The sequence below is a fragment of the Flavobacterium panacis genome (genome assembly GCF_024649945.1).
GTDB classification, from domain to species: Bacteria; Bacteroidota; Bacteroidia; order Flavobacteriales; family Flavobacteriaceae; genus Flavobacterium; species Flavobacterium panacis.
Genome location: NZ_JANKMS010000001.1, coordinates 721234 through 733809 on the forward strand (window position 1 = coordinate 721234; position 12576 = coordinate 733809).

Below are 12576 nucleotides of genomic sequence, written 5' to 3' on the forward strand. Positions count from 1 at the left end.
AACTTCTAATTGTTAAAGGATATTAAGTTCAACATAGATATTTCCTCTTGTCGCTTTAGAATATGGACAAGTCTGATGCGCTTGTGCTGCTAAGGCTTCTGCAGTTTCAGTATCTAATCCTGGAAGACTAATGTTTAATCTTGCTTGAAGCGAATATTCTCCTTCCGTTACACATAAATCAACCTCAGCATCTACAGCAGTATCGGCGGGAAGTTTGACTCCCAGTTTAGCCGCTGCAAGTCCTAAAGCTCCAATAAAACAAGCCGACCATCCCGCAGCAAACAACTGCTCTGGATTAGTTCCCGGACGTAAAGATCCCGGTGCACTTAATTTGATATTCAATTGTTCGTCTGAACTTTGAGAAGCTCCTTCTCTACCGCCTGTTGTGTGTGTTTTTCCTGTGTATAAAACCATCTTTTCTAATTGTTAATTGTGAGTTATTAATTGTAAATTTTATATGCTTTATGTTTTTTTTTGAGAGATGTAAAATGTAAGTTGTGAAAGGAATTAATAATTAATCATTTACAATTCACCATTATTTAGAAGCATCAATTATCGCTTGTGCAAATGCTTTTGGATCCTCTTGAGGCACGTTGTGTCCGATTCCTTTTAAAATTCTGTGTTCATATTTTCCTGTGAATTTGTTTGCGTATGCTTTTCCATCCGCGAAAGCGCCATCAAAATCACTTCCTATTGTAATCGTTGGAACTTTAATTTCTGGTTTTACTGAAAGACGTTTTTCTAAAGCATCGTATTTAGATTCTCCAGCTTCTAGAGATTGTCTCCATCTGTAGTTGTGAATCACAATGGCAACGTGATCTGGATTGTCAAAAGATTGAGCCGTTTGATCGTAAGTTGCTTTGTCGAAATTCCATAACGGAGAAGCTATTTCCCAAATTAGTTTGTTGAAATCGTAAGTATTTTGTGTGTAACCTTGTTTTCCTCTTTCCGTTGCAAAATAATATTGGTACCACCATCCTAATTCAGCTGTTGGAGGAAGCGGTTTTAAATTTGCTTCTAAATTCACTACTAAATAACCGCTTACTGAAACCAATCCTTTTACGCGTTCTGGCCAAAGTGCTGATACTACAACTGCTGTTCTTGCTCCCCAGTCGAAACCGCCAATTACGGCTTTGTCTATTTTAAGTGCATCCATAAAAGCGATAATATCACTTGCTAATGCGGCTTGCTGACCGTTTCTAAAGGTATCTTTTGAAAGAAAAGTTGTTGTTCCAAATCCTCTTAAATATGGTGTAAAAACATGATATCCTTTTGCTGCTAAAAGCGGAACCACTTCGTTATAACTGTGAATGTCATAAGGCCATCCGTGAAGTAAAATTACTGGTGTTCCGTTTGCAGGTCCTGCTTCTGTATAACCTACGTTTAATAAACCTGCGTTGACTTGTTTTAAAGTTCCTAATGAACTGCTTACTTCTATTGCTTTTTGTGTTGAAGTTTGCGCTTGAGTTAAGTTTGCATTCATAAAAAGAATTGCGATTAAAACTATTTTACTTGTAATTTTTAAGATCGTTTTCATAATTATTTGCTTTTTATTATTTGATTATCAGTTAATTTCTTCGTCAAAGGTATTTTGACAACGCTTGTTTTAAAAGGTAAAAAAAGGTGAAGTGGATAAAGTTGGGGTTGAAGTGGACAAGTTTTTTTTTCTGCCACGAAGGCGCTAAGACACTAAGTTTTTTTTAAGAATATTTTTTAGTATAAAATCTTTGTGGACTTTGCAATAAAACAAATCTTCGCGCCTTTGCGCCTTCGTGGCAAAACATTAAACTTGAAACTACTCCTTCTTCAACGTTAAGATTGGTTTTCCTTTTTCTACGATATAAGTTGCGAGTTCTGCTGCATTAGCATTTGTATTATTTTTTGCTGAATGCACGACGCCTGCTGGAATAAAAAGTACTTCTCCTGCTTTTAGCGTTACAGGTTTTTCGCCTTCAACTTGATATTCTAAAGTACCTTCAATAACATAAATCACTTCTTCTCCTGGATGATAATGATTTCCAAAGGCTGAATGTGCTGCAAAATCGATTCTCGCTTGAACCATTTCTTTTCCTGGCGTACTTAGATCGTGTTTTTGTAAATCGGTGCGTTTTACTCCTGTTTGTGCCGCAATCTGATTCGGAACTAAAAAGGCAATGATACCTAAAATAATGATTGCGATTACAACCCATGTTTTTTGTTTTTTCGTTTCCATAACTTTTGATTTAAATTATTTGTTTTTTCAGTTAATTTCTGAGTCAAAAGTATATCGGTAATCGCTCGTACGAAATGAGGAAATAGTTGAAACGGACAAACTTCAGGGTGAAATGGACAGGCTTTGAGTTGTAGAATACTGGTGAGTTTTACCGCAATGCACGCAATGAACTATACAATACTTTTTTAATCTCGCAAAGTCGCGAAGTCGCAAAGAATTTAAAAACTTTGCGACTTCGCGACTTTGCGAGCAATTTGCATCAGCTTTATCTACAAAGCTTTGCTACCAGATTGGGAGATTAAAAACACCTTTCGTGATTTGCAGTTAAAAAATAAAACTTTGTGCCTTAGTGCCTTTGTGGCAAAAAAACAAACGGCATAAAAAAAAATCAGAAACAGTATTTCTACCATTCCTGATTTATTGAATTATAACTAACTTCTTTTCTCTACATCCTTTTATCTCCTACCTCTAAAACCTCCGCCGCCTCTAAATCCGCCACCACCGCCTAAACGACCACCGCCGTTCTCTCTTTGGAAGTTTTGGAAATTACGGGTTTGTGTTTCTCCGCGATCTCTTGAAAAAGCAGAACGATCCAAATCGTTTGTAATATCTGGACGACCCGCTTCTCCTAAAGGTTTGTTGGGTTGTCCAAGCGTTTGATCTGCTTTAGGAAGATTATCACGTTGAATTCCTTCTCCAATTCGAGTTTCGCCTCCTAAATTTTGGTTGGTTTTTGGTTGCATTCTTTCTCCAGCTCCGTTTGCGCCAAGTCCTTTGTTCGGATTATTTCGTTGGATTCGCTCTCCTGCTCCATTTGCTCCTAGTCCCTTATTATTTCTGTTTTGAATTCCTTCACCTGTTTTTTTGGACGAGCCTAAAGTTCCTGCTTGCGTCCAGCCACCATTTCCATTATTATAATGACTCCAATTTCCGTTTGCATCTTTTTTATAGACATGTCCGTCGTGGCCTGCATATACATTATTGTTGGTATGAATTGTAGTTCCTCCGCCTCTGCGATGTGTTATTACACCTTTATTTCCACCAGAAGTTTCATAACCAATCGCTGTTCCGCGTCTAGTTGTAATATGTCCCGTTTGTGCCCACTGATTTCCATTTGTCGCAGCCGAATGTCCCCATTGCGCATACGCATTATGTCCTTGATTGGTTCTAGCATAATTTCCTGTCCACGGATTATATGTACTTGCAGCCGTACGACCACCATACCAACCTTGAACACTTGCAGAACGTCCGTATCTTCCTGTTGCTGGATTGTACCAAGCCGAAGTTCCCGCAGCACCATAAGGTCCGTAAACGCGTCTTCCTGCGGCATAACCACCCGTCCACGGATTGTATACTGCTCCTCCTCCATACGCATAAGGCCATGGACGATATATTGGATACAAACCTCCATAATACACATAAGGCGGATAATACCATCCTGTGCCATACGTCAAGATAGCGCCAAACGTAGCACCAATAATAAAGGCTCCCAAATAACCCGCAGTCGAACTGCTTTCCACGGTTGTATCGGTTGTGGTTTGCGTTACATATGTCAAATTATAGACAGGCGAACTTGGCGGAATCGTATAAATTTCTTTCGGAACAGAATCGGCTGTTTTCCAAGGTCCGTTTGGACTTGTCGACATGAACCAAACCGCCTGAAAGCATAAATAATACAAATCGCCTACTTTTATGATCTTCTCCTGCGTATTGCTTGCATATTGCATTTTTGTGCCTTCGATTGGTTTAAATTGAGCCGTTCCGCCATCATACGTTACTTTTACTTTTGCCTCAGCATCTGATTTTTTCAAAATTGCCGTTGTTGGAACTTGCGATAACATTACGGCATCATTGGCTTCCTGTGTTCCAGGTACAGATGACAAAACATTGGCACGCGGAGAATCTTTCGGAATCTTTGCAAAATCAGCAGGCAAATTATTTCCTGCATACAACCAAGGCCCTGTTAATGCTTTCGATTTAAACCACCTTCCAGATAATAACACATAATACTGTCCATCGGCTTCATTCGCAAAAACATCATTTTCGGTATTGTCGATATACATTAATTTGGTTCCGTCGATTTTAATGAATTTCGGACTTCCATTTACTGCAATCAATTCCGCAGGTTTATTGCTGTAGAAAACCTCCGGCGCATTTCCAGAAGATGGCGGGGGAATCATTTTTTTGACCTCATCATAATTCTCTCCCGAAGACAGATTATTTAAACCAGCAGGCAATTTGGTCGTTTTCGTCCATTTGCCTGCAATGTCTTTAGAAGTCAGCCAAATGTTATCAACCAAGAGATAATAGTCTTTTGCTGTTTTATCAAAAAACACATCCCAATTCGTATTGACCACAAATTGTATATCCGATTTTTCTATAGGGACCAAAACGGGTTCTCCCTGCACAATCAGCAAAATTGCTGGATTGGTGCTGTAAAAAATCGCAGGCGGATCGTTTTTAGCCGCAATTCCTTTTGGCGGACTTTTGGTATGACTTAAATCGGCCAGAATGCGATCTACCGAAATCGGGTCTCCGCTTTGAGGCAACGTTTCTTTAAACAGCTTTTTCATTTCGGGAACCTTCTTTTCGTCCAGAGCAGGAAATCTTATATCCGTAACCTGAAGATTTTTTATAAAAGCGCTTCGGTTGTCTTTGTCTACCAATGTTTCTGCTTTTAAAGAAGCCACACCCAAAACCTGTTTCCCGTCTTTTGGCGTCAGCGAAAAAGCCACACGTGCCGTAAGATCTTTAAAATCTTTCCAGTCGTCTACCTGAGGCTGATAATAAACCAGTTTTGTACCGTTTTTCTCTGCTTCGCGTGGCCAGCCATTATCGGCAATTAATTCCGATTTGGCAGTGTCCGACTTTTCAGTTTCCGTATTTAATTGATCTGTATTTTTATCTTTTTTGCAGGAGAACAAAATGGAACTCAGACAAACTGCAAGTAGTAGAAAAGCATTTTTCATAAATTTAAAAGTTAGGTTATTCATTAAAAATTTATTCTTCTGGTCGTCTTATAAAATTGTTTCCATAAAATTAGATTCACCGAATAAAAAAAACTAAAAATCAGCACGTTACTTGGTTTCAGATTGTAATTTGAAACCAAATAGTGTGGAAATCTTTGTTTTTTTAGTTGAGCTAAAATTTAAAATCTGTCTTTATAAATTATAGTTTGAAGTGAGGATTTTTATTAGGAGCTATTTCCCGCTATCCGCTATATCTTTTGTGGCGAACCCCGCCACAAAAGGATGTCGCTACTATCGGGGCTAGACACTCAGTTTCAAAAGGAAGTTTTCGGGAAATCAATATTTAAGAATTATATTACTTTTTAGATTATAAAACCAAGCTGTTTTTTAATATATTTGCAGTCCTTAAAGTAAAGTTATGATCTCAGAAAAAAAGTTTGCCCATGTGGTATGGTGGCGGTATTGGAAACAACCGCAACGCTCAACTTTACAGCGTAGGACACCTAACCTGCATGGGTTTTATATTTCCTTAAAGTAAAGTTATGAGTACCAAAACCCTTTCAAAAGAAGCCGAAATCGGTCTAATGAATTTCTTCAACGACAGAATTGACCCACTCGATATGGCGAGAGCCATAAGACAGGTAAATCTAACCCTAGCATTGGGCGTTCTAAACGATCAGGAAAACATTCAGACCAACGCTGCCAAACTTGGAGACAGCTTCTATTGGCTCAATGAACTAGCCGAAATTTTAGATCCGTATTTGGATGTAGAATAAGGTTTCTTTTTTGAAAAAATTAAAACCCTTGGTCTTGAAAAAGATTGAGGGTTTTGTTTTTTTAAACTTTGAAAAATTCCGTGTAAATACTTATTGTTTCGGCATTAATTATTCTTACACTTGTTAAAAAAAAATATAAGTATTACGGCTTTCCGTAACACACTTTATTTTTAAAAGACAATCTTTGTCAATAATAAAATCTGAAAACCTACTTAAAAATAATCAATCGTGAGTAAAAAAAGAATAATAGAGCTAAGCGAAGAAATTTTAACCTATCTTTTAAAGTTCAAAGAAAAAAATCCTGATTTCACATTTTCTCTTAGGAAAAGAGACAGCGTACAATCAAAAGACAAGAGATTGCAAAATGGACAATGGTTTCAAGGCTCTCATTATATCTATGTCCCTCTTTTTAAAAGAGGTGATAATGCTCGTAAAATTAAAACTATAGGTTTTGTTATTGGAATTGAAGGAAATGGCACTTACAATAATTATTTAGAAATTTCTTTTAAATCTGGAGTAGATGATTCTAAAGAAAAAGATTTTCACAGAAAACTAGCTAATTATGCTAATCTTAGTTTAAATGATAAAAATCATGGAACAAAAGGATATTCGAACAAAAATGACATTTGGGGTAATCTTGAAAATTATATCAATGATTTTAGAAATCATGCACTAAATTTATTAGACGAGCTAGATATAAAAGATAAATATATAATTACCGAAAATGAGTTTCAAAAAGACTTAAATCGTATTAATGCTATAAAAATACGTTTAAACTCTCCCGATGCAAAAGATAATACAGAAAACGAATCTCAAAGAAAATCAAGAATTTTAAATCAAATTCTTTATGGTCCACCAGGAACGGGAAAAACATACAATACCATTCATAAAGCTATTTCTATAATAAATCCATATTTTGATTTTAATCAAGAGCGAAAACTTATTAAAAAAGAGTATGAGCGATTAGTATCAGAAAAACAAATCACTTTTGTTACTTTTCATCAAAGCACAAGTTATGAAGATTTTATAGAAGGAATTAAACCAAGCTTGAACGATAAACAAGATGTAATTTATGATATTGTAGATGGCGTTTTTAAAAATGTTAGTTCAACAGCAAATGACAATTGGTTAGATGCTCAAAAAAGTTCTGATTTGTTAACGTTTGAAGACGCATATAATCAATTAATTGAAGATTGGGACAGTAATACTGATATGATTTTCCCTATGAAAACAGAGGGAAAAGGATTTACTATACTTGGCTTTACAAATACCTCAATCGAATTTAAAAAAGCTAGCGGTGGAACTGGTCACACATTAAGCAAATCAACATTAAGAGATTACTATTATGAGATTCGAGAAATAAGACCTACCGGCGTAGGCATATATTATCCTCCTATACTTGAAAAATTAAAACAATATAAATCTATAGAAGGCACTAAAATTGAACCTAAAAAAGAAAAACAATTTGTTCTCATCATTGATGAAATAAATCGTGGCAATGTTTCACAAATATTTGGTGAGCTAATTACACTAATAGAAGAAGATAAAAGATTAGGTAATGAAGAAGCATTAGAAGTTACTTTGCCGTATAGTAAGGAAAAATTCGGTGTACCACCTAATTTACATATTATTGGAACAATGAATACCGCGGACCGAAGTGTAGAATCTTTGGATTCAGCATTAAGACGACGCTTTTCATTTACAGAAATGATGCCTTTACCAGAATTAATAAGTCCGTCAGCACTGTATTGTCAACTTTTATGGAAATACAGAAACGTAGGTTGGGACGATCCAATGTTTTTAAAGGAAGAGAATGAGTTATTTGATTTTACAAAAGTTTCAGATGAGTTAAAAGCAGAAAAGGTAAAAATATGGGAAGCAATGAAATCTGATTACGAAACTGAAGATTATTCCTATTTTGATATTTTTGACTTCTCAGGAATAAATATGCAAACAATTTTAGAAACAATCAATTCGAGAATTGAAATTTTACTTGGCAGAGACCACTTAATTGGGCATGCGTACTTTATAAATGTCAAAAATGAAGAACAATTAATTTACACGTTTAAAAATAAAATTATTCCTCTCTTACAAGAATACTTTTATAATGATTATGAAAAAATAGCTCTGGTATTGGGAGATGGATTTGTTGAATGTCCTCAATTAGAAAAAAAACACAAGTTTTTTGCAAAATTCTCAAAATCATTAGATGCACCAATCATAGCACAAAAATTTGAACTAAAAGAAGAAATTGAGTTATTACCTGCAATCGAAAGTTTACTAAACCTTGACTAATAATAAAACAATACAAGTATTTGAACATCGTCAATTAAAAATTGACGATGTTTACAATGGAAATCTTTTCAAAAGAAAACATTATGAAGCTCTTTCCAAACTAAACATATTGCATAATAATAAATATTTTGAAACCCAACATGATGGCATAAAATTTAAACAATATGTTGGAGTAATTCAAGTTGCAGGCTTAACAATTGAAATTTTACCAAAAATTGATAATCATAATGGCAATGAAGCAATCTGGCAAAAAGTTTTGATAGAAATGCTTCGTGTTACAAAAAAAATTAAAATACAAAAGGTTGGTGAAGCAAATGTTACCAGACAGAATAGATATTTATTAGACTTATATTTTGAATGGTTTTTAAATGAGATCCAAGAATTACTTAATAAAGGGCTTATAAAACAATATTACAAAGAAACTAACAATATCAAAGCACTAAAAGGTAAACTTGAGTTCGCGGGACACATTAGTAAAAACTTAGTTCATAAAGAGCGTTTTTACACTACCCATCAAATTTATGACAAAGACCATCTTATTCATCAAATTATAGCTAAGGCGTTAGAGATTGTAAAAAATTGTTCTAAAGGCACTTATCTACATCATAGAACTAAAACATTACTATTAGATTTTCCTGAAGTAAAAAACATATCTGTTACAGAGGCTACATTTTCTAAAATTTCTGAAAACAGAAAAAATATTCCTTATAAAACTGCTCTAGCAATTTGTAAGTTCATAATCTTAAATTTTGCGCCCAATATTTCTAGTGGATCAGAAAACATGTTAGCATTACTCTTTGACATGAATTTATTGTGGGAAGAATATATTTTAGTGAGATTAAAACAATCAGACAGTCAATTGCCTGTTTATAGCCAACAATCAATAGGCTTTTGGAATGGAATTTCAATAAAGCCTGATATTGTAATTGAGAATGGAACTCAAAAATATATAATTGATACTAAATGGAAAAATATATCTTACAACAAACCATCAACTCATGACTTACGTCAAATGTATGTATATAATGATTACTGGAATTCCACGAAAGCAATGTTGCTATACCCATCAATTAAGACAGATTTTAACGGTTTTATAAAATTTGAAAATTGCCACAGACATACTGTAGACAATAATAAAATTGAACAACATGAATGTGGGTTAGGTAAACTTTCTATATTTAAAGATAATGGATTAGAATTAAATGATGAAATTGGGAATCAAATAATACGTTGGTTCAAATAAAGACATAATTGTTGAGGCCTTAAACATAAAAATTCAATTATAACATTCTTTGAAAAGCACTTTTTATTTGATTAATCCATTTATTTTTAGGTAGATTATTTTCAGTAGGTTTTTTTTCATTTTCGTCTAACTTTCCAATTTCTTTTTTTAATCCTGGTTCGTATCCTTTATAACGTAATTCATTTTTCGCAAGTCTAAGAATTTGTTCAATATAATCATATCTTCCCCTCGGGAACCAAATTGGTATTATACCGAAACTAAGTAAATAAGAATTTCGTTGCGCTAATTCATCTTCATTTTCAGGCATTGATTCTAAAGAAAAATGAGGCAATCTGTCAACATCACCAATTTTATCTTTAACTGCCTGAAAAACCTGCATAGTTCTATCTTGATTCAAACTACAACCAAGAAATAATAAGCTACTTGTTGTATAATGAAATGATAGTAATTTAGGTATAGGTTTCGTCAAATCTAAATCACCATTTCCATAAGCATCATCATATTGATTTTTTCCTAAAATACATCTTGACGGTGTATTAATATCTCCATGTAATTTTATTATAGTTGTTTTATTTTGATCTGGTACATCTAACATATTTGGAATATCTATTAATTGAATATTATCCTTAGTACCTGTATCAAAAGCCTGCTCAATTAAATGATCATAATTAGTCGTAATTATAGTGTCCGTAAACAATTCACTTAATCTTAAAGTTGTATCTGTAATATTTCCATTTTTAGAAAAAGCATCCTTGATTTCCTGAATAAAGGTTTCTCTATTTCTTAGTCTTTCAATTTCTATTATGACTTCTTCATATTGCCCATTGTCTAATAAATTAGTTATATCTTCGGCATCGATACCTGCTGTTCTTCCTTGTTGTTGTAGATGAGCCCTCCATGATGGGAAACCTCCTTCAACAGAAAGTCCAGCCCCGACAAAAGGAACAACAGTACGTTCAGCTAAACATTTTTCAAATTCTTCAAACCTTTTTTGATTTCTTTCAAACCAATGAGTATCTCCGAATTTCTCTTCAATATAATCTTTACTTAAAACCTGATTTATTCTTTGCTCATGAAATTCTTTAAAAATTTGATGATAAGCCTTTGGATCACTAGCATAAATCGCTTTACTTGGTTGAGATAAATTACCAATACCAAACTGTTCTCGAATATCTTGTCCGTCATCACCATCTAACCAATCATTAAAATCGGTAAAGTTTTCAAATAAGTGATGATTGTCATTATCACACCATATCTTTTTATTAGATTTATCAATGTTTTCTTTATATACAACATCTAATACACTCATAAAACAGCTTTTTAAACAATAACATTAGAAAGTAATCTTTTTATGTTTTGACTTTTTATAATATTTTCTTTAAGAGCATCACAAATACTGTAAATTTTTTCTACTTCTCTTACAATTTTTTGTTGCTCATCTAAAGATAAAAAAGGAACTGGCATTATTTTCAATTCATTAACTCCTTTTACATTTGGAATCGCTGATCCTGTAGAATTATCAAAAATCATTTTTTGAAAGTAAGGTGATCGAAATAATAATTTAAAGAAATTTTTATCTACATATTTATGATTTATTCTAACACGTAATAGTGCCTGATTTATTATACCTTCTTTAAAATTACTTGGAACTTGAGTAATTCTACCTAAAGTTGCTCCTGAACAACTTATTAAATAATCATTTTCCTTTACTGCAAAACCTTCAAGCTTTTCATATAGTTCATCAGATATATAATATCTTTCAAAAGAGCAGTCATCATTAATCGGACAATATTGCTCATAAACTTTATAACCTGAATCAATAAACATATCTTTTTTTAAAGAACTTCCAAATGGGCCTCTTTTAAAAGGGTAATTATCATATGCTAAAATACTTCCCCATGGAACCCAAATCCAGCTACTAGGAATATTAAATGGTTTCTTATCTTCTCCTATTTTTGGTAATAGTTTTTGCTTTTTAAGCTTGCCCTCATTTTCTAATTCTTCTTTTTCTTTTTGAATCTTTTTAAGCAATTCAGTCGCTGATTCATCATCTGTATTTTGCTTTACCAATTTACCCATGACTGCTAATTGAAGAATAGTTTGCTTTAGTTGATCAATACTGTCTTCAGTGCAAAAAAGAATGTCAAAATATCTTAACATACGATCCAGTACAGCTTGAAATTCATTAACATCCGATGCTTGGGTTAGTGTATCTAGTAAAGTTTTAACTAATACCTGATGGGTTTTTAAGTTTTTAAATTGTTCTTCTTCAAACTTATCGCATAAGGCCATTAATTCATTTACTTTTGCTACAATACGATTTTGTTCTTCCAGAGGAGGAATAACAATTTCCATTAATCCTAATTTACCAAGATATATTCCCTTCTGTGCTGTACCTTTTCCGTGAGTGTTAAAGTATAAAATGCAGTGAGGAGAAACTAACTGCATTGCTAAAAAATGAGGGTTTAATTTCGATTGAAGTACCGCAACACTTCTTTGCAACACAAACTTCGGAGCATTTTCAGGGACAACAGCAGATCTTCCAATAGTACCAACAATTGTTAGTAGAACATCTTTAGGAGATATTTGGGTTCTTTTATCTTCAATTTCAAATTCCATTGCTGAAACATACCTAGACGGATTTTCAAAATCAATTTTCCCATTCATTATATTCTGACTACTTAACATCGGTAGGCCTTGACCAATATCTCTAGGCGGATTATGCGAACCATCTGTTAATTTCGTACAGACATTTCCTAATCTACTCCAAGCCCAGTTATCTGGAATTTTATAAGGAACCTTGCTTTTATCAATTTTTGGTAAAGAATTTATTTTTTTTATCTTACCCGCTTTAATTAACTGCGTTTTTTCTACAGCAATTTTATCAAGCAAAATACTTGCAGATTCATCACTGGAGTTTTGAGCAACAAGTTTTCCTTTAATTGCTAAATCCAAAATCAATCCACGTAAACTAGTTATACCTTCTAAACTAATATTATCAACGCTTTTGCCTCTATTCTTTGATTTTACACCTTGAGCATCTGTCCAAATATCAAAACTTTTTACAATCAACTCTGTCAT

The 12576-nt window shown here is 33.7% G+C and carries 9 protein-coding genes; 3 read left to right on the forward strand and 6 right to left on the reverse strand.

Translation table 11 applies throughout. From position 1 onward, the window contains the following. Positions 1-12 precede the first annotated feature (12 nt). From NQQ59_RS03060 to NQQ59_RS03075, 4 genes are all read right to left on the reverse strand, one after another. Positions 13-414 carry an organic hydroperoxide resistance protein gene (locus NQQ59_RS03060; protein ID WP_144213498.1) on the reverse strand — a complete coding sequence of 134 codons (402 nt, stop codon included), beginning with the start codon at positions 412-414 and terminating at the stop codon, positions 13-15. Between the two features lie 121 nt (positions 415-535). Beyond that, positions 536-1537, reverse strand: a complete 1002-nt coding sequence (locus tag NQQ59_RS03065; protein ID WP_144213500.1) for an alpha/beta fold hydrolase — start codon at positions 1535-1537, stop codon at positions 536-538. 258 nt (positions 1538-1795) lie between these two features. Beyond that, positions 1796-2212: a cupin domain-containing protein gene (locus NQQ59_RS03070; RefSeq protein ID WP_144213502.1), complete on the reverse strand. Its 417-nt coding sequence runs from the start codon at positions 2210-2212 to the stop codon at positions 1796-1798. Positions 2213-2667: 455 nt separating this feature from the next. Next, positions 2668-5181, reverse strand: coding sequence for a hypothetical protein (locus NQQ59_RS03075; protein WP_257698127.1), 2514 nt, complete (start codon positions 5179-5181; stop codon positions 2668-2670). A gap of 542 nt (positions 5182-5723) precedes the next feature. Between NQQ59_RS03075 and NQQ59_RS03080 the strand changes: the two genes are divergently transcribed. From NQQ59_RS03080 to NQQ59_RS03090, 3 genes are all read left to right on the forward strand, one after another. Beyond that, a complete protein-coding gene (locus NQQ59_RS03080; protein WP_144213506.1) occupies positions 5724-5957 on the forward strand; it encodes a hypothetical protein in 234 nt (77 codons plus the stop codon). Between the two features lie 228 nt (positions 5958-6185). After that, positions 6186-8252: an AAA family ATPase gene (locus NQQ59_RS25315; RefSeq protein ID WP_144213508.1), complete on the forward strand. Its 2067-nt coding sequence runs from the start codon at positions 6186-6188 to the stop codon at positions 8250-8252. Beyond that, entirely contained in the window at positions 8245-9495 is a 1251-nt protein-coding gene (locus NQQ59_RS03090) for an McrC family protein (protein WP_144213510.1), read from the forward strand. Before NQQ59_RS25315 ends, NQQ59_RS03090 begins: the two co-directional genes overlap by 8 nt. Before the next feature lie 37 nt (positions 9496-9532). Here NQQ59_RS03090 and NQQ59_RS03095 read toward each other — a convergent pair whose 3' ends face one another. Beyond that, positions 9533-10804: an SIR2 family NAD-dependent protein deacylase gene (locus tag NQQ59_RS03095; RefSeq protein WP_144213512.1), complete on the reverse strand. Its 1272-nt coding sequence runs from the start codon at positions 10802-10804 to the stop codon at positions 9533-9535. Between the two features lie 11 nt (positions 10805-10815). Further along, complete coding sequence (locus NQQ59_RS03100; protein ID WP_144213514.1) at positions 10816-12576, reverse strand: restriction endonuclease subunit S; 1761 nt, start codon at positions 12574-12576, stop codon at positions 10816-10818.